This window comes from Minwuia sp., from assembly GCF_048263705.1.
Lineage (GTDB): Bacteria > Pseudomonadota > Alphaproteobacteria > Minwuiales > Minwuiaceae > Minwuia.
Genome location: NZ_JBLXDV010000011.1, coordinates 59,133 through 76,849 on the forward strand (window position 1 = coordinate 59,133; position 17,717 = coordinate 76,849).

General features: G+C 64.4%; 16 protein-coding genes. 6 read left to right on the forward strand and 10 right to left on the reverse strand.

Annotated features, from left to right (window positions below; translation table 11 throughout):
* Positions 1–86: 86 nt before the first annotated feature.
* From ACN0X7_RS15495 to ACN0X7_RS15515, 5 genes are all read right to left on the reverse strand, one after another.
* The gene (locus tag ACN0X7_RS15495; RefSeq protein ID WP_417518869.1) at positions 87–1,349 is read right to left on the reverse strand and encodes a branched-chain amino acid ABC transporter permease; all 1,263 of its coding nucleotides are present in this window, start codon (positions 1,347–1,349) and stop codon (positions 87–89) included.
* Positions 1,346–2,350: a branched-chain amino acid ABC transporter permease gene (locus ACN0X7_RS15500; RefSeq protein WP_417518871.1), complete on the reverse strand. Its 1,005-nt coding sequence runs from the start codon at positions 2,348–2,350 to the stop codon at positions 1,346–1,348. The genes ACN0X7_RS15495 and ACN0X7_RS15500 overlap by 4 nt, the downstream gene beginning before the upstream one ends.
* 245 nt (positions 2,351–2,595) lie before the next feature.
* Entirely contained in the window at positions 2,596–3,300 is a 705-nt protein-coding gene (locus ACN0X7_RS15505; protein WP_417518873.1) for an ABC transporter ATP-binding protein, read from the reverse strand.
* Positions 3,300–4,070 carry an ABC transporter ATP-binding protein gene (locus ACN0X7_RS15510; RefSeq protein WP_417518875.1) on the reverse strand — a complete coding sequence of 257 codons (771 nt, stop codon included), beginning with the start codon at positions 4,068–4,070 and terminating at the stop codon, positions 3,300–3,302. The genes ACN0X7_RS15505 and ACN0X7_RS15510 overlap by 1 nt, the downstream gene beginning before the upstream one ends.
* A gap of 66 nt (positions 4,071–4,136) precedes the next feature.
* On the reverse strand, positions 4,137–5,351 hold the full coding sequence (locus ACN0X7_RS15515) for an MFS transporter (protein ID WP_417518877.1): 1,215 nt from the start codon (positions 5,349–5,351) through the stop codon (positions 4,137–4,139).
* 123 nt (positions 5,352–5,474) lie between these two features.
* On the opposite strand from ACN0X7_RS15515, the gene ACN0X7_RS15520 reads away from it, so the two are divergent.
* From ACN0X7_RS15520 to ACN0X7_RS15535, 4 genes are all read left to right on the forward strand, one after another.
* Complete coding sequence (locus tag ACN0X7_RS15520) at positions 5,475–5,972, forward strand: GNAT family N-acetyltransferase (protein ID WP_417518879.1); 498 nt, start codon at positions 5,475–5,477, stop codon at positions 5,970–5,972.
* 112 nt (positions 5,973–6,084) lie between these two features.
* Positions 6,085–7,248, forward strand: coding sequence for a TAXI family TRAP transporter solute-binding subunit (locus tag ACN0X7_RS15525; RefSeq protein WP_417518881.1), 1,164 nt, complete (start codon positions 6,085–6,087; stop codon positions 7,246–7,248).
* Between the two features lie 179 nt (positions 7,249–7,427).
* Positions 7,428–9,458: a TRAP transporter permease gene (locus ACN0X7_RS15530; RefSeq protein WP_417518883.1), complete on the forward strand. Its 2,031-nt coding sequence runs from the start codon at positions 7,428–7,430 to the stop codon at positions 9,456–9,458.
* A 26-nt stretch (positions 9,459–9,484) separates the two neighbouring features.
* The gene (locus tag ACN0X7_RS15535) at positions 9,485–10,258 is read left to right on the forward strand and encodes an SDR family oxidoreductase (RefSeq protein WP_417518885.1); all 774 of its coding nucleotides are present in this window, start codon (positions 9,485–9,487) and stop codon (positions 10,256–10,258) included.
* A gap of 2 nt (positions 10,259–10,260) precedes the next feature.
* On the opposite strand, the gene parC is transcribed toward ACN0X7_RS15535, so the two are convergent.
* From parC to soxX, 5 genes are all read right to left on the reverse strand, one after another.
* Positions 10,261–12,495: a DNA topoisomerase IV subunit A gene (parC, locus tag ACN0X7_RS15540; RefSeq protein ID WP_417518887.1), complete on the reverse strand. Its 2,235-nt coding sequence runs from the start codon at positions 12,493–12,495 to the stop codon at positions 10,261–10,263.
* Between the two features lie 163 nt (positions 12,496–12,658).
* A complete protein-coding gene (recO, locus tag ACN0X7_RS15545; protein WP_417518889.1) occupies positions 12,659–13,420 on the reverse strand; it encodes a DNA repair protein RecO in 762 nt (253 codons plus the stop codon).
* Positions 13,421–13,454: 34 nt separating this feature from the next.
* A complete protein-coding gene (locus ACN0X7_RS15550; RefSeq protein WP_417518891.1) occupies positions 13,455–13,790 on the reverse strand; it encodes a thiosulfate oxidation carrier complex protein SoxZ in 336 nt (111 codons plus the stop codon).
* A complete protein-coding gene (locus ACN0X7_RS15555; protein ID WP_417518893.1) occupies positions 13,790–14,281 on the reverse strand; it encodes a thiosulfate oxidation carrier protein SoxY in 492 nt (163 codons plus the stop codon). Before ACN0X7_RS15555 ends, ACN0X7_RS15550 begins: the two co-directional genes overlap by 1 nt.
* Positions 14,278–14,712: a sulfur oxidation c-type cytochrome SoxX gene (gene soxX / locus ACN0X7_RS15560; protein WP_417518895.1), complete on the reverse strand. Its 435-nt coding sequence runs from the start codon at positions 14,710–14,712 to the stop codon at positions 14,278–14,280. Before soxX ends, ACN0X7_RS15555 begins: the two co-directional genes overlap by 4 nt.
* Positions 14,713–14,916: 204 nt before the next feature.
* Between soxX and ACN0X7_RS15565 the strand changes: the two genes are divergently transcribed.
* Together ACN0X7_RS15565 and ACN0X7_RS15570 are read left to right on the forward strand one after the other, a co-directional pair.
* Positions 14,917–15,369, forward strand: coding sequence for a (2Fe-2S)-binding protein (locus tag ACN0X7_RS15565; RefSeq protein ID WP_417518897.1), 453 nt, complete (start codon positions 14,917–14,919; stop codon positions 15,367–15,369).
* A gap of 13 nt (positions 15,370–15,382) precedes the next feature.
* Complete coding sequence (locus ACN0X7_RS15570; protein ID WP_417518899.1) at positions 15,383–17,653, forward strand: molybdopterin cofactor-binding domain-containing protein; 2,271 nt, start codon at positions 15,383–15,385, stop codon at positions 17,651–17,653.
* The last annotated feature ends 64 nt before the right edge of the window (positions 17,654–17,717 follow it).

Sequence of the window (17,717 nt, forward strand, 5' to 3'; positions counted from 1 at the left end):
GACCCGGTGCCGGACATGACGGAATCATGAGGAGGTGCACCCTCGCTTCAGCCCGGTCCGCTGCTGATCCCCGGTGATCCGGTCCGTCAGTCGTGCTTGCGGACCTCTTCGGGCAGCACGCCCTTGGGCGCGTAGCGGAGCACCAGCGTGATCGTCAGGCCGATCACGAACACCCGCATCTGCAGGGCGCGGCTGTTCAGGTCTGCCGGCGCCTCCCACGCGAAAGCCGTCTCGCCAACAGCCCTGACCACATCGAACAGGGCCAGCGCCGCCGGTTCGGACATGGTCCAGATCACGTAGACCAGCAGGGCCCCGAAAATGGTTCCGCGGTTGTTGCCCGCGCCACCCAGGATGACCATCACCCAGACCAGGAATGTGTGATTCAGCGGGATGAAGCCGGACGGATCGAAGATGCGCGAGAAGCTGACCAGTGCCGCGCCCCCGATGCCCATCAGGACGGATCCGAGGATGAACACTTCCAGCCGCCGCCGGTTGACGTTCTTGCCCATCGAGGCGGACGAGACCTCATTGTCGCGGATCGCACGCATCATCCGGCCCCACGGCGCGTGATAGGCTCGCTGCAGCAGGAAGTAGATCGCCACGATCAGCACGGCCGTCACCGCCAGATAGGCGCTGCGGGCGGCGACGAAACCGATCTCGTCGGGCGTCGGGACCGGCCACGGCAGCGGCGACACGGTCAGCGTCCCGCGCGTCAGCCAGTCCGAATTCTTCAGCAGCGCCTTGATGATCTCGGCGATACCCAGCGTCGCGATGGCCAGATAGTCGCTGCGCAGGCCGAGACAGATATGGCCGATGAACCAGGCGATCAGGCCGGCGACAACGCCGCCCATCGCCCAGCCGATCCAGACGGGCAGCCCCAGCCCGCCGACAAACCCAGCGGTCTTCTCGATTTCGCTGGCGACAGGTTCCAGTTGCATGACGACTGTCAGATAGACCGCACCGGCAACAACAGCCGTGATGGCGGTTCGTAGTGACTTCGGGACTCCGATCCGGTCGAGGCGGCTGGTCGCGACGACCAGTGCGACGCCGCCGATCAGCCAGAGCAGCACATTGCCCAGTTCCGACGGATTGTCGGAGTTCCAGAAGTCGGCATTGACCGGGTAGGTCAGCATCATGGTCACCGCACCGCCGATGGCGACAAAACCCATGACACCCGCGTTGAACAGGCCCGCATAGCCCCACTGTATTGTCAGGCCGAGCGCCAGAATGGCATAGCAGCCGGCTTCGGCCAGCATCCGCACGCCGTAGGCCGGCCCTTGCGAGAGGAAGACCGCCAGCACCAGCAGCACCAGTCCGGCGTACAGGACGATTTCCCGCCGCGCGATCACAGCACTTTCCCCTTCAGGATACCGGTGGGTCGCCAGATCAGGATCACCACCAGCAGAACGAACGGGACCGTGATCTTGTACTCGGTCGGCACGAAGGCGATCTTGGTCGGCAGCTCGATCCAGTCGGGGATGCTCTCGCTGAACGGCCTGAGCAGAATGGCCCAGTTGAAGACAGCCAGCGTCTCCGCGAAGCCGACGACGAACCCGCCGAGCACGGCCCCATAGGGTCGCCCGACACCACCGACGATGGCGGCGGCGAAGATCGGCAGCAGGATGTTGAAACTCAGGTCCGGTTTCAGCGTCACGTCCAGCGACAGCAAGGTGCCCGCCGCCGCCGCCAGCATGCCGGCAATGATCCAGGTCGTGCGCACCACCATGTCGGTATTGATGCCGCTGACCCGCGCAAGGTCCGGATTGTCCGACATCGCACGCATGGCCTTGCCCAGACGCGAGCGCGTCAGAAACAGATGCAGCGCGATGACGGCGACCGCCGTGAAGACGAACAGCAGGATTTGCGGCTCGGTGACCACGATCTTCATCGTTGCCAGATCGAAGGGCAGCTCAAGCCGGAAGATGTCCTTGCGGTCGTCGATATAGAGCTGCCGCGACGACGGTCCCGCGAACAGGCGCACCAGCCCCTGGATCATCAGGGTGACGCCGATGGAAGCCATCACGAAGACGACCGGTTTCAGGCTGGTGCGCCGCAAGGGCCGGTAGAACGTCCGGTCGATCCCCATGGCCACCAGCGCCGTCAGAACCATGGCAATCGGCAGCAGAACAAACGCGCTTGGCAACCCTACATGCGCACCGATGCCGGGGAAACTGGCCGTCAGCGCGAAGGCAATGAAGGCGCCCAGCGTCATCAGATCGCCATGCGCGAAGTGGGCGAAGCGCAGGATGGCGAAGACCAGCGTCACGCCGATTGCCCCCATCGCATAGATCGAACCGATCACCGCGCCGGAGATCACCACCTTGTTCACAAAGAAAACGAGTTCATTCATGGCCAATTCGACCGCTGTCCAGTTTCCCGCGGCAGGAAGAAAAACATGTCGCACTATGGTCTATTTCTTCCTCCCCCTTGAGGGGGGAGGGTTGGAGTGAGGGTGAACCGGACGCTGTCCGAAACTCGGCATCTCCGCAGCCGATAGCCTTCGGCTGCACCCCCCATCGACCGCCTGCGGCGGCCACTTCCCCCTCAAAGGGGGAAGAACGCATCAGTGTTTCAGCCTGCATCTGCACCATCATCTCACCCGCCCAGAAAGCTTTTGGCGACCTCGGGATCGGCCAGCAGGTTGGCCCCCGTGTCGGTGTAACGGTTGCGTCCGGCGGCGAGCACGAAGCCCTTGTGCGCGATCTTCAGGGCCTGCCGGGCGTTCTGTTCGACCATGAGCACGCCGACACCAGCTTCGTTGATGGCGATGATGCGGTCGAAAATCTGCTGCATGTAGAGCGGCGACAGGCCCGCCGTCGGTTCGTCCAGCAGGATCAGCTTCGGTTCGATCATCAGCGCCCGGCCGATGGCCACCATCTGGCGCTGGCCGCCGGACAGTTCACCGGCAGGCTGGCGGCGCTTGTCCTTCAGGTCGGGGAAGAAGCCATAGACCTGTTCCATCACGCCGGAGAAATCGTCCCGGCGGACAAACGCGCCCATCTGAAGGTTCTCCTCGACCGACAGGGTCGGGAAGACGTTGTATTCCTGCGGCACGAAGGCCATGCCGCGCTTGACCAGCGTTTCCGGCGCCGCATTCGTGATCTCCGTGCCGTCCAGCGCGACCGAACCTTCCGAGATGTGCAGCAGGCCGAAGATGGCCTTCAAACTGGTGGATTTACCCGCACCGTTCGGGCCGACGATGACGCCGATCTGGTCGGCCTCGACCTCGATCGTGACGCTGTTCAGGATGTTCATCCCGCCATATCCGGCATGCAACTCGCGGGCTTCCAGCAGGGCCATCAGGCGACCTCCGCGCCGAAATAGGCCTCGACCACCGCCGGATCGTTCTTGATCTCGGCGATGGTGCCCGTGGTCATCACCGTACCCTCGGCCATGACGATCACCGGGTCGCACATGCGCCCGATCATGTCCATGTCGTGCTCGATCATGAAGAAGGTATAGCCCAGTTCGCGGTTCAGCCGCTCAATGTTGCCGATCAGATCCTGCAGAAGGGTGCGGTTCACGCCTGCCGCGACCTCGTCCAGCAGCACCACCTTCGCATCGACCATCATGGTGCGGCCCAGTTCCAGCAGCTTCTTCTGTCCGCCCGACAGGTTGCCCGCCAGTTCGTTCTTCACGTGATCCAGGCTCAGGAAATCAATGACCTCCAGCGCGCGGGCCTTCACCTCGGCCTCACGGTCGCGCACCAGCGACGGACGGAACCAGGTGGCGAACAGGTTCTCGCCCGGCTGGTCTCCCGGCACCATCATCAGGTTCTCCAGCGCGGTCATGTGGGCGAACTCGTGCGCAATCTGGAAGGTACGCAGCAGGCCCTTGTGGAACAAAACATCCGACGGCAGGCCGGTGATGTCCTCGCCATCCATCAGGATGGTACCGCCCGTCGGTTTCAGGGTGCCCGCCACCATGTTGAACAGGGTGGTCTTGCCCGCCCCGTTCGGGCCGATCAGTCCGGTGATCGACCCGGCCTCGACCGACAGGGTGCAATCCTGGACAGCCTTCAGGCCGCCAAAGCTGATGGACAGGTTCTGAACGTCGATCCGCGCCGACACGCACTTCCCCCTCAGGAATCAGAAAATCCAGGGTGCGTTATTAGGCTGGCTTGAATGGGACTGCAATCACCGCTTGCCGCCCGCGATCTTCACTGCATCCGGATGGGCGCGCAGACGGCCCATCGCGATGAAGCCGAGTGCGGGTCCGATGGCGACCACGCTGAAGGCCCATTCCCATCCGATCAGGTCCGCCGCCTCGGGCAGCAGATGCAGCGTGATCAGGGTCAGCGTGAAGCCGATGCAGGTCTGGGCGGTGACCATGGTGCCGACGCGGTCCCGGTCGGCCAGTTCCATCACCGCCGAGGAGAACTGCGCGCTGTCGGCGATCACCACGACGCCCCAGAACAGGCAGAGCAGCACCATCGGCAAGGGCGGCCCGCCGAACAGGAACCCGACCGTCAGGCAGCACAGCGCACTCAGGGCCATGGCCGCCATGGTCACCGTCGTGCGGCCGATCCGGTCGGCCAGCAGCCCGGCCCCCAGCGCGCCGACCGCCCCCGCGGCCATCACGCCGAAGGCCGTCAGCGATGCGTTGACGCCGATGCGCGGATCGCCCTCACCGTACCAGACCGTGTAGGAGGCCGTCAGGAATACCACGATCCAGCCCCAGACCGCATAGAGTTCCCACATGTGGCCGAAATAGCCGAAATTGGCGAGGCGCAGCGCCTTGTTGCGCCAGGCCTCCAGCACGGCTGCGGGCTTGAACTTCGCCGCCGCCATGGCGTTGGGGCCCAGCTTCACGAACAGCACCAGCACCGCCGCGAAGACGCTGAAGGCCGACGTCACATACAGCGTCATGCGCCAGTCCAGTCCCTGCAGGAAGGCCTGACTGAGATGCGGTGCGCCCGACCCCAGGGTCAGCGCGCCGACCAGAATGCCGACCAGCAGCCCCATGTCGCCCTTCGCCCAGGTGGCGACCATCTTCATGCCGACCGGATAGCAGCCGGCCATCGACGCGCCGATCACGAACCGCAGTGCGGGCACCAGCGGCGACCCCGGATCCAGGAAGGCGATCAGCAGGTTGGCCAGCCCGGCCAGCAGCGCCGAGCAGAAGAAGAACCATTGCGGCCGCCAGCGGTCGGCCAGCCCCAGAATGGCACTGGTCAGCGTCCCGGCGACGAACCCGATGCTGAGCATGGAGGTGTAGAGCGACGCCTGCAGATCGCCGATCGCATATTCGCTACGGATCGCAGGCAAGGTCGCCGCGCCGGTGAACCAGAGACTCAGCGCCGAGATCTCCGCAATGCAGAGCAGGCTCACCGCCCGCCATTTCCCGTCCATCGAAATCCCCCGCCCGGTGCGGCGCGATCTTGGTCAGGTGTCGAGTCCGTGGTCAAGCGCAGGTCGTCAGGAAACGGACGACCTGATAGCTTCCCGGTCGCGACAGAAAGGAAGCCGGAAACCATGATCAAGATCCGCCGCCCATCCGAAGATGAAATCCCCGCGCTGGCGCGCATCTGGTACACGGCCTGGCACGACGGGCACGCGGCCCATGTGCCGGCGGAACTCACAGCGATCCGCACCGAGGAGAGCTTCCGCATCCGGCTGGCCGACATGCTCGTATCGACACGCATCGCCGCCGTGGACGGCAAACCGGTCGGTTTCTGCAGCCTGAAGGGCGACGAACTCTACCAGATCATGGTGTCGGCCGAGGCCCGGGGCACGCCTGCGGCGACGGCACTGATGACCAACGCCGAGGCCCGGCTGCGCGCGGGCGGGACCGAGGTTGCCTGGCTGTCGTGCGTGATCGGCAACGAACGGGCCGCCGCCTTCTATCGCAAGAGCGGATGGCACCTGGCCCGCACCTTCGTGGAGGAACTCGCCACGCTGGACGCGCCCTACCCGCTGGAGGTCTGGCGGTTCGAGAAAGTGCTGAAAAGGGAACTGCCGCCGCTGACCTGACCGGCGTTTGCGGATCAAGTTTGGTTGACCTGAGGGTATCCTGTCGCCACGATGTCGGCACGGGAAAAGCAAAAAAGCAACCCGCCGACATAATTCCGGGGAGGAAACCAGAATGATCAAGATCACGCGACGCACCCTGACGGTGGGTGCGATGGCCACAGCGGCACTGGGCATGTCCAGCGCATTCGCGGCCGATATCGAACTGCCGGGAACGCTCGTCGTTTCCGCCTATGACGTGGGCTCGTCCGGCTACAGCCAGATGGTCGGCCTCGGCTCCATTCTGAAGAACAATCACGGCGTCAATGTCCGCGTGCTGCCGGGCAAGAACGACGTGTCCCGCCTCGGTCCGGTGAAGGCCGGCCGCGCGCAGTTCACGGCGACGGGTTCGGATTCGGTCTATGCGCAGGAAGGTGTCTTCACCTTCGGCAGCAAGGACTGGGGTCCGCAGCCGCTGCGTCTGCACATGCTGTCGATCGGCAAGGGTGCCGCGGTCGGCATGGTGACGCCAGCCGGTGGCGACATCCAGAAACTGGAAGACCTGCGCGGCAAGCGCGTGGCCTGGGTGCGCGGTGCGCCGGCACTGAACAAGGCCGTCGAATCCATGCTGGCCTGCGGCGGTCTCGGCTGGGACGACGTCGAGAAGGTCGAGTTCGGCGGGCACGGCCCGACGGTCGACGGCTTCATCAACAATGAAGTCGATGCCTTCAACAACGCCACCTTCTCGGCCCTGAACAAGAAGATCGAGGCGGGCCCGCGCGGCCTCAAGTTCCTGTCCGTGCCGAATGAACCGGCGTGCTGGGAACGTCTGAATGCGGTGGTGCCCTGGTATCTGCCGACCTTCGCCACGGTCGGCACGGGCATGGCCGAGGGCGGCCAGTGGATGGCGAACACGCCCTATCCGATCCTGGTCTCGAAGGACGATCTGGACAGCAAGGTGTCCTACGGCATCGTGAAGGCGATCCACACCAACTTCGACACCTTCAAGGATTCGGCACCGGGTGCCGCTGGCTGGGCCATGGAAAACCAGCAGTTCCACAAGCTGGTGCCGTACCACGAGGGTGCGATCTCCTACTACAAGGAGGTCGGCGTATGGCCGGAAGGTCAGGACGAACTGCAGGCTGCGGCGCTGAACCGTCAGGGCGTGCTGAAAGCGGCGTGGGAAAGCTATGTCGCCGATGCGCCCGACGATGACGAGTCATTCAAGAAAGGCTGGATGAAAGCACGTGCAGACGCGCTGGAAGCTGCCGGACTGAACGTCATCTTCTACACCTGGTAAGCCATTGTGAGCCGGGCGGTTCCGGATCTGCGGATCCGGGACCGCCCGGCCCATCAATCGCGTCGCCTTACCGCGTTCCGCTATCGCATTACGTGCCCGGATTCGTTCCGGAACACGGCACGCCGACCCTGTAATACCTGAAAACCACGCCCGTGACCCCCACACCCGGAGTCCGTCCAATGTCCGACAAGAAACTGGAAATCACCGAAGAGGATGTCCCCGACGTCGATCTGGCGCGAACCCGGTCTCTTGGACCGACGTGGCAGGCCATCGTCACGGTTGTCGGCAGTCTCGCGATCCTGCTGTCCATCTACCAGATCTTCAAGCTGGACGCCCGGCTCAACGATCTGTGGGGGCTGGTCGGCGGCGAGAGCAAGATCGGCTACCCCCTGCTGGTGAACCAGTATCTCTACGCCCTGGTGGGCATGATGCTGGCCACCGTCTTCATCGTGTTTCCCGCCTACGCCGGACAGCGCCGGGACAAGGTACCGCTGTACGATATCGCCTTCGCGATCATCACGCTGGTGGTCACCTTCTATCTGCTGGGCAACTCGCTGCAGATCCAGGAGGAAGCCTGGGAATATCTGGCGCCGGAATGGGCGCAGTATCTGGCCGTCATCATGTGGGCGCTGGTGATCGAGGCGGGACGGCGCACCGGCGGCTGGCCGATCTTCTTCATCGTGCTGATCATCTCGGCCTATCCGATCGTCGCCGATCAGGTGCCCCAGGTCATTCAGGGCGCGCCGATGGGCTTCTTCGATACGGCCGCCTTTCATATCTATTCGATCGAGAGCCTGCTCGGCATCCCCATGCGGGCCTTCGGACTGCTGGTCTTCGGCTTCCTGGCCTTCGGCATGGCCCTGCTCTACACGGGCGCGGGCCTGTTCTTCATCAATTTCGCCTTCGCCCTGCTGGGTCATGTGCGCGGCGGACCGGCCAAGGTGGCGATCTTCTCGTCCGGGCTGTTCGGGTCCATGTCGGGCGGACCGATCACCAACGTGCTGACCACGGGCACGCTGACCATTCCGGCCATGCGCCGCATCGGTTTCTCGCCGAAGTATGCAGGCGGTATCGAGGCCTGTGCCTCCACCGGCGGCGTGCTGATGCCGCCGATCATGGGCGCCACGGCCTTCGTCATGGCCGATTTCCTGGACGTCGCCTATATCGAAGTCGCCATCGCGGCGATCATCCCCTCGGTGCTGTACTACTTCGGCCTGTTCGTGCAGATCGATTCCTACGCGGCCCGGAACAATATCCAGGGCCTGCCCAAGGAAGAAATGCCCCGGCTGCTGGATGTGATGAAGGACGGCTGGTACTACATCTTCGCCTTCATCGTGCTGGTGCTGATGCTGGTGTTCATGAAACAGGAGGCCCGCGCGCCTTTCTATGCGACGGCGCTGCTGCTGATCCTGAACCAGTTCAATCCGAAGCACCGCATGGACTGGGCCAAGTTCTACAAATACATTCAGGCCACCGTGTTCCTGCTGGCTGAACTGGCCGGCATCCTGGCCGCCATCGGCCTGATCGTCGGCGCGGTCGTGGGCACCGGGATGGCCGGGTCCGTGACCAACGATCTGGTCTATCTGGCCGGCAACAGCGTCTTCATCCTGCTGGCCATGGGCGCGCTGACGAGTTTCATCCTGGGTATCGGCATGACCGTCACGGCTGCCTACATCTTCCTGGCCATCATCCTGGCACCGGCGCTGATCCGCGCCGGGCTGGATCCGATGCCGGTGCACATGTTCATGCTCTACTGGGGCATGCTCAGCTTCATCACGCCGCCGGTCGCGCTGGCCGCCTTCGCCGCCGCGTCGGTCGCGAACGCCAAGCCGATGGAGACCGGATTCGAGGCCATGCGACTCGGCACGATCATCTATTTCATCCCCTTCTTCTTCGTCTTCAATCCGGCGCTGCTGCTGCAGGGCGAGACGATGGAGATCCTGATCGTCTGCTGTACCGCCTTCGCCGGCGTGGTCATGCTGGCGAGTGGTCTGCAGGGCTATCTGATCGGTCTCGGGCGAATACCCAAGAACACGCTGGGCTCTGTCGCGCGACTGCTGCTCGCCGTGGGCGGCATCATCCTGGCGACGCCGGGCGGCGGCATGATCGGCTACAGCCATCTGACGCTCGCGCTTGTGTCGCTGGCACTGATCGTGCCCGGCGCACTGGTCGTCATTCTGGCGCGAAGGGGCGAACCGGCCTCCGCCTGATCCGGATGGCCAAGGGAGCACTGCATATGAGCATTGATCTGTCAGGACGGGTGGCCCTGGTCACCGGGGCCAGCCGCGGCATCGGCGAGGCCACCGCGGTTCATCTGGCGGCATGCGGGGCAAAGGTCGCCCTGCTGGCCCGTTCCAGCGATGCGATCAGCCGGATCGCGCTGAAGATCAACGCCGCACACGGAGAGGGCACCGCGCTGGCCGTTCCATGCGATGTCGCGTCCTGGTGCGAGGTCAAGGCCGCGGTTGACGAGACCGCCTCGTCGTTCGGACCTGTCGACCTGGCGGTCAACAACGCCGGGCTGATCGAACCCATCGCACGGCTGGCGGATTCCGATCCGGCAGCCTGGGGCCATGTCATCGATGTGAACGTGAAGGGCGTCTACAACGTCATCCACGCCTGCGCCACGTCCATGCGCGCACAGGGTGCCGGTGTGATCGTGAACATCTCCTCCGGGGCAGCGACCAGCGCGCTTGAAGGCTGGTCGCACTATTGCGCCAGCAAGGCGGCGGTGCTCTCGCTGACGGCCTGCGCCCACAAGGAACTGTCGGAACACGGCTTGCGGGTCGTTGGCCTGTCGCCCGGCACGGTCGCGACCGACATGCAGGTCGCGATCAGGGAATCCGGCGTCAATCCGGTGAGCCAGCTGGATCCGGATGTACATATACCGCCATTGTGGGTGGCAAAAGGGATCGCGTGGCTCGCAACGGACGCCGGTCGCCCTTACGACGGCGGCGACTGTTCGCTGAGATCAGACGACGTACTGGCGGCCATCGGCGCGCAGGGCTGAGATCAGAACCGTCCCGACCGGTTGAAGCCGCGCGGGGCGATGCGTCCGGCGCTGGCGCGCTTGCCGGTATAGCCCATCAGATCGTCTTCGCGCATCTGGCGACCGTTGGGTGACGTCCATGTCAGCCCTTCATCGCGCGCGAAGCACTTCACGTCCTTCATGCCGCCGTCCTTGTAGCGCTGCAGCATCACGCCCTTGCCGCGCGACATCTCGGGCAGTTCGTCCAGTCCGAAGACCAGCAGCTTGCGGTTCTCGCCGATGACCGCGACCGAGTCGCCGGTCACCTCGACGGCACCGAAGGCTTCCTCGCCGCTGCCCAGATTCAGCACCTGTTTGCCGTTCTTCGTCGAGGCCAGCACATCGTTCTCGGCAAAGACGAAGCCGCGCCCGGCATCCGACGCGATCAGCCGCTTGCGGCCCGGCTGATGCACGAACAGGTCCACGATATCGTGCTCGTTCGGCAGGTCGATCATCAGGCGCACCGGCTCGCCATGTCCGCGCCCGCCCGGCAGCCGGTCGCATGGCAACGTATAGACCCGCCCGTCGGTCGACAGCAGCAGCAGCTTGTCCGTGGTCTGCGCATGAATGACGAAGCGCCCCTGATCGCCTTCCTTGAACTTCAGGTCTGAATCGGCGGCGATGTGTCCGCGCGCCGCGCGGATCCAGCCCTTTTCGGAGCAGATGACCGTCAGCGGTTCCCGCTCGATAAGGATTTCGTCGGCGGCCTGGGCCAGTTCTTCCGACGGGGCGTCGGCAAAACTGGTGCGGCGCAGGCCCAGATCGGGTTTCGAATCCAGCCATTTCCGCAGCTCGACAATCTGGGTCCGGATCGTCTTCCAGCGGCGTTTCTCGTCGGCCATCAGATCGTTCAGATCGGACTGCTCTGCGGTCAGCGCGTCATGCTCCTTGCGGATTTCGATCTCTTCCAGCTTGCGCAGCTGCCGCAACCGCATGTCCAGGATGGCCTGCGCCTGACGCTCGGTCAGTTCGAAGCGGTCCATCAGCGCCTGCTTCGGGCGATCCTGCGTCCGGATGATGTGGATGACCTCATCCAGGTTCAGGAAGGCGATCAGATATCCGCCGAGCACCTCCAGACGGTCGGCGATCTTCGCCAGCCGGTGTCGGGTGCGCCGCTCCAGCACCACCAGGCGATGATCCAGAAATGCCTGCAGCATCTCCTTCAGGTTCATCACGCGCGGCGTGCGGGTCGCGTCCAGGGCGTTCATGTTCATGCCGAACTTCACTTCCAGATCGGTCTGGCGGAAAAGCTGTTCCATCAGGGCGTCGGCGTCGATGGTGCGGGCGCGCGGTTCCAGCACCAGCCGCACGTCCTCGGCAGATTCATCGCGGACGTCGGCCAGTGCCGGCAGTTTCTTGTCGTTGATCAGCGTGGCGATCTTCTCGACCAGTTTGCCCTTCTGCACCTGATAGGGCAGTTCATGGACGACGATCTGATAGGTGCCGCGACCGGCCTCTTCCCTCTCCCAGCGCGCGCGCAGGCGCAAGCTGCCGCGCCCGGTCTCGTAGGCCGCAATGATGTTCTCACGGTCCTCGGCCAGCACGCCACCGGTCGGGAAATCCGGCCCCGGCACATGCGCCATCAGATCGGCCACACTGCTGGAAGGCCGTTTGATCAGCATTTCCAGCGCCAGACAGAGCTCGGACGCATTGTGCGGCGGGATGTTGGTCGCCATGCCGACGGCGATGCCCGCAGCACCATTCGCCAGCAGGTTCGGGAAGGCCGCCGGCAGCACCAGCGGCTCCCGTTCCTCGCCGTCATAGGTCGTCTGGAAGTCGACCGTGTCCTCGTCGATGCCTTCCAGCAGGCGCTCGGCGACCTCGGTCAGGCGCGCCTCGGTGTAGCGCATGGCCGCCGCGTTATCGCCGTCGACGTTGCCGAAATTGCCCTGCCCCTCGACCAGCGGATAGCGCACCGCAAAATCCTGCGCCAGCCGCACCAGCGCATCATAGATCGCCGTGTCGCCGTGCGGGTGGAACTTGCCCATCACGTCACCGACGATGCGCGCGCACTTCTTGAAGCCCGCATCCGGGTCCAGCCGCAGCAGACGCATGGCGTACATCAGCCGCCGGTGCACCGGCTTCAGCCCGTCGCGCACGTCGGGCAGCGAGCGCGACATGATGGTCGACATGGCATAGGCGAGATAGCGCTCGCTCAGGGCCTCGCCGAGGGGGACGGGTTCGATATTCTCGCATTCGGGCGGTGTCTGGTCGGTCATCGGGTGTCTTGCTCTCACCTGGCAGGCTTGGTCTGAACGAGGACCCATGCACTTCGGGTCATGCCCGCCCTGGCGCGGGCGTCCGGCAAGTCATGAGACTTGCGGCAAAGCCACGCCGGGCCCCCGCGCAAGGCAGGGGTGACCTTCCAGAGATATGTCCAAGTCAGCGCACAACACCAGATGTTGTGTGCTCACGCAACAGAATCTCAACAAATCGCCCGCGAGATGCCGGAATTCCACCCTCGCGGTGGGTAAACACGTGCCGCTCCAGGAAATGGCCGGTCAGTTCGGCGGCATCGGCCAGATCGGTGCCCGGATGATTCGCCGGCGGACGGCCCCGTTCACCGATCAGGAACCGTGGCAGCGGCAGCATCCGGTCGCGATAGGGCGCGCCCGCCTCCAGCGATACGGCGCGCGCCGACTTCGGCGACACATAACCGAGGTCGTCGGTTCGCCCGTCGCCCGCGCATCTGCTGAGATCCAGCCCGAACCCGAGTTCGGCCAGAAATCCCAGTTCCCAGGCAAAGTAGGCCTCGGCCCAGTCATCCGTCGCGGCAGACAAGGCGTCGAACAGCGCCTCGGTTGCGCGATAGAGCGCCGGATGCGCCTCCCGCTCCATCAGGCCGCCGTCCAGCAGGGCGCAGGCGCTGTTCAGGGCGGCCAGACGTGCGGGATCGTCCATGATGAAGCCTGCCCGCGCGACCATGGGTTCGATCAGCAGTGAGCCCAGATGATCCTCGGTCCGCGCCCGCCAGGTCGCCCTGACCGCGTTGCCGGGCATCAGAACGCCCCGCAGGCGTTTCGCGAAGGCACCCCGCGCCAGACCCGCATGGCGTCCGCGTTCGGCCGTCAGCAGCGAAACCACCGCCGACGTCTCGCCGTGTCGACGCAGGGAGAGCACGATGCCGGTGTCGGTCCATTCCATCCGGGAATCCTACTACGCCGGTACGGCACGCGCATCAGGCGTCGATAACCCGGATGGCTGTTCTGGCACGGGTGCGTACATTGTAGTCCGACACCCAGACGACCTCGATCTCGCCGCTTTCGACTGCTTTCAGATGGAAGCTGAGATACGGGTTTGCCGAGACCGAACTGAACCATTCGGCGCGAAAGACCTGATTGCCGTTATAGAAGGCGAGCACTTCCTGCAGGATATGACGGGGGTAGACGACGATGTTGTCGGTGCTGAAGCGCACGCCCGGTTCCATCGCGTGGCGGGCCAGCGTGCGCACCTCGAATATCTCGCCGCGCCTGACCTGTTCCGGCACCCTGATGCGGCGATCTCCGGCCGCCATCAGCCGCAGGCCCCGGCCAGCACGTCCACGGCCTGCCGCGCGACACCGACCCGACCGTCGGCCATCTCGGCGACGATGACGACGTCCGAGCTTTCGCGCATCCTGATCCGCATCTCGGTCCGTGCGCTGCCGTTCCAGACGCCGAAATGATAGCGCGCGACCTCCGGGAACGGGTTGTGCTTGACGAACACATGCACGATCTCGGGATAGTCCTGTCCGGCCATGGCGGAGGCCACGTCGAAGGTGAGCGGCACGGCATCGCCGTTCTCGGCAATGCCCGGGAGATCGATGATCACCAGATCCGGCGTGATCTCACGCCCGCGCACCGCCCGCCCGATCATGATCTCGGCATCCTCGGGATCCGGCTTGACCGGAAAGGTGCGTCGGGAAAGGGACAGCCTGTTGCGGATGCTTTCCGCCATCGCCGAGGGCGACAGCAGCATCAGCAACCCGCCCAGGCCAAGTTTCGAGAATCCGCGACGGTCGATCAATCCGGCACTTCCTGTTTCAGGGTGAGCAGCCACGCTATCACGTCTTCGATCTCCTGCGCGCTCAAGATCGGTTGACCGGCCCTGTCGGCGCGAACGCCGTTCAGGCCCCTGACCCGGTGAAACGCCGGCATCACGGTGTCCGGGTTGAGCCGGGTTGAATCGACCAGTCTGAGGCGCAGTTCCGCAGCGCTGTGGTTCAGTCCGGTGTCGAACAGCGGCGGACCGATCGTACCGTGAAACTTCTTTTCGGGGATCGGTGCACGATGGCAGGCCAGACAGTTTCCCTTGCGGCCTGCGACGATGGCCCGGCCCCTTTCGGCATCACCGGCCAGATCGCACAGCGGACGCTCGATCCGGCTCTGATCCGAAACGACAAAGGCGGCAACGGGCGTGTCGCAGGCTGCCATGGACGGCGCGAGCGCGCTGATCAAATAGGCGGCACCTGCAACGATGAATGCCGCAAAAACAGGATGATCGTTTGACAGAATGACGCAACGTCCCTCAAAATTGTGAACTGGGGATCACTGATCAGGTCGAAACAACAGCACGTCAAGTGCCGACCGGTCTTAAGTCACATCCTTGAGAATGACAAAAAAGCGCCCCGGCAAACCGAGGGCGCACCGATGGGAGGAAACATGGCTACGCTCACAATCAATGGCGAGACCAAGGCGGTCGACGTCCCCGCGGATACCCCACTTCTGTGGGTCATTCGCGAACATCTGCAGATGACAGGCACCAAGTTCGGCTGCGGCAAGGGCCTTTGCGGCGCCTGCACGGTTCACATCGACGGTCAGGCCACGCGCACCTGCATCACCCCGGTCGAGGCGGCCGAGGGTGCCGAGATCACCACCATCGAAGGACTGGGCGGCGACCACCCGGTCCAGAAGGCGTGGATCGCCGAGCAGGCCCCGCAGTGCGGTTACTGCCAGTCCGGTCAGATCATGCAGGCCGCGGCGTTCCTGAACGAGAACAAGAACCCGTCCGACGAGGACATCGTCAACGCGATGACCGGCAATCTGTGCCGCTGCATGGCCTACGTCCGCATCAAGAAGGCCGTGGCACGCGCCGCGACCGAGATGGCCGGTTAAGGGGGGACTGATCATGACAAAGCACGAAAAAATCGCCGTATCACGGCGCAGCTTTCTGGTCGGATCGCTTGCGACCGGCACACTGACCATGGGCTACGCCCTGATGGGCGGCCCGCTGGGCATCAGGGAAGCCATGGCCGAAGGCAGCTTCTCGCCCAACATCTGGTTCGAAATGGATGGCGACGGGATGGTGGTGGTCAACATCACCAAGGCCGAGATGGGCCAGCATGTCGGCACACCGCTGGCGCAGGCCCTGGCCGAGGAACTTGAGGTGCCCTGGGAGAATGTTTCGATCAAGTATGTATCGACGGCACCGGAATACGGCCTGTTCGTCACGGGCGGCTCCTGGTCGGTGAACTGGACCTTCGATCAGCTGTCGCGCGCCGGTGCTGCCGGGCGGATCGCGCTGATGGAAGGCGCGGTCAAGCAGTGGGGTGTCCCGCTGGCCGAACTGACTGCCGAAAACGGCATGGTCATGCACGCCAAGTCAGGCCGCAAGATCAGCTATGGCGACCTGGTGAAGTCCGGCGTCACCGCGCGCAACTTCTCGGAAGAGGAACTGGGTGCGATCGCGCTGAAGGATCCGGCGAAGCGCAAGCTGGTCGGCAAATCCGTCGGCGCGCTGGACATTCCCGGCAAGACCAACGGGTCGGCGAAGTTCGGCATCGACGTCTTCGTCGAGGGCATGGTCTATGGCACGCCCAAGGTGCCGCCGGTCCGTCACGGTGCGAAAGTCACCGCGGTCGACGAAAGTGCCGCGAAGAAGGTGGCCGGCTATCAGGGCCATGTCGTGATCGAGGACCCGACCAACACCACCACCGGCTGGGTCGTGGCGCTGGCGGATTCCTATCCGCAGGCGATCAAGGTGCGGGACGCGCTGAAGGTGACCTACGATCTGGGGCCCAACACCCAGGTCTCGTCGGCCACCATCATGGCCGAAGCCGAGAAGCTGCAGAAATCGGCTGAGGGCGCACAGCTTTTCGTCAAGGACGGCGACTCGGCCAAGGCCATGAAGGGCTCGAAGGTCACCCATGAGGCGACCTACACGACACAGTTGAACATCCATGCGCCGCTGGAGCCGATGAACGCCACCGTGGAAGTGAAGGACGACGTCTACCACATCCATGCGGGCAATCAGTTCCAGACGCTGGCGCTGGGTCTTGTCCCGGCCGTGCTGCAGATCGATCCCAGCCAGGTCGTCGTGCATCAGTACCACCTGGGCGGCGGCTTCGGGCGCCGGCTGGAATCGGACTACATCCTGGTCGCGGCGATGACGGCGAAAGCTGCCGGCAAGCCGGTGAAGCTGATCTACAGCCGTGAAGCCGACACCACGATGGACTTCAGCCGGACCATCACCCATCAGGTCGTGCGCGGCGGTGCCACGGACGGCAAGATGGACGCCATGGAACAGTCGGTCGTTTCGGCCTGGGCCACGTCCCGGCAGGCACCGGCATTCTTGGCCGACTCGGTCGACAAGAAGGGCAAGGTCGATCCGTTCTCGATCAACGGCTCCGACCACTGGTACACCATCCCCAACCAGACGGTGACCACGATCATGTCGCCGCAGGCCCAATCGGCCACGCCGTCAGGCCAGTTGCGCTCGGTCGCACCGGGCTGGACGTTCTGGGCGGTGGAGTGCTTCCTGGACGAGATGGCGCACAAGGCCGGCAAGGATCCGCTGGCGTTCAAGCTGGACATGCTGGACGCCACCGGCAAGAACGCGGGTACGGCCCCAAATTCGGTCGGCGGTGCCAAGCGTCTGGCCAATGTCCTGAAAGTGGCCGCCGAGAAGGGCGGCTATGGCAAGGACATGGGCGACGGCGTCGGCATCGGTCTGGCTGCCGTGTCCGCCCAGGAACGCAACAGCCCGACATGGACGGCCTGCGCCGCGCAGGTGAAGGTCGACAAGGCGACCGGCGACTTCAGGATCCAGAAACTGACTCTGGTGATCGATGTCGGCACGGCGGTGAACCCGTCGGGTGTCGAGGCCCAGGTTCAGGGCGGTGCCCTGTGGGGTACATCGCTGGCCACCAAGGAAGTCGCGACCATGGAGAACGGTGCGATCCAGCAGGACAACTACGACACCTACACGCCGCTTCGCATGGAAGACATTCCGGAAATCGACGTGACGGTGCTGTCCACGGGCCACTATCCGGCCGGTGCCGGTGAGCCGGGCGTGACGGTGACGGCTCCGGCCATCGCCAACGCCATCTTCGCGGCGTCGGGCGCGCGGGTCCGCGACCTGCCGATCACGCCGGAAAAGGTGAAGGCCGCCATGGGCTGATCCATCACCCGGTAACGAACGAACTGCGGCGTCGGGGCAACCCGGCGCCGTTTTTCGTGATCGA

Bases quoted from the DNA above. Each gene is read 5' to 3' on its own strand.
- ACN0X7_RS15535 (WP_417518885.1), top strand. From the start codon at position 9,485: ATGAGCATTGATCTGTCAGGACGGGTGGCCCTGGTCACCGGGGCCAGC.
- ACN0X7_RS15505 (WP_417518873.1), bottom strand. From the start codon at position 3,300: ATGGCCCTGCTGGAAGCCCGCGAGTTGCATGCCGGATATGGCGGGATG.
- recO (WP_417518889.1), bottom strand. From the start codon at position 13,420: ATGGAATGGACCGACACCGGCATCGTGCTCTCCCTGCGTCGACACGGC.
- ACN0X7_RS15500 (WP_417518871.1), bottom strand. From the start codon at position 2,350: ATGAATGAACTCGTTTTCTTTGTGAACAAGGTGGTGATCTCCGGCGCG.
- ACN0X7_RS15570 (WP_417518899.1), top strand. From the start codon at position 15,383: ATGACAAAGCACGAAAAAATCGCCGTATCACGGCGCAGCTTTCTGGTC.
- ACN0X7_RS15520 (WP_417518879.1), top strand. From the start codon at position 5,475: ATGATCAAGATCCGCCGCCCATCCGAAGATGAAATCCCCGCGCTGGCG.
- ACN0X7_RS15530 (WP_417518883.1), top strand. From the start codon at position 7,428: ATGTCCGACAAGAAACTGGAAATCACCGAAGAGGATGTCCCCGACGTC.
- ACN0X7_RS15565 (WP_417518897.1), top strand. From the start codon at position 14,917: ATGGCTACGCTCACAATCAATGGCGAGACCAAGGCGGTCGACGTCCCC.
- ACN0X7_RS15550 (WP_417518891.1), bottom strand. From the start codon at position 13,790: ATGGCGGCCGGAGATCGCCGCATCAGGGTGCCGGAACAGGTCAGGCGC.
- parC (WP_417518887.1), bottom strand. From the start codon at position 12,495: ATGACCGACCAGACACCGCCCGAATGCGAGAATATCGAACCCGTCCCC.
- ACN0X7_RS15525 (WP_417518881.1), top strand. From the start codon at position 6,085: ATGATCAAGATCACGCGACGCACCCTGACGGTGGGTGCGATGGCCACA.
- ACN0X7_RS15515 (WP_417518877.1), bottom strand. From the start codon at position 5,351: ATGGACGGGAAATGGCGGGCGGTGAGCCTGCTCTGCATTGCGGAGATC.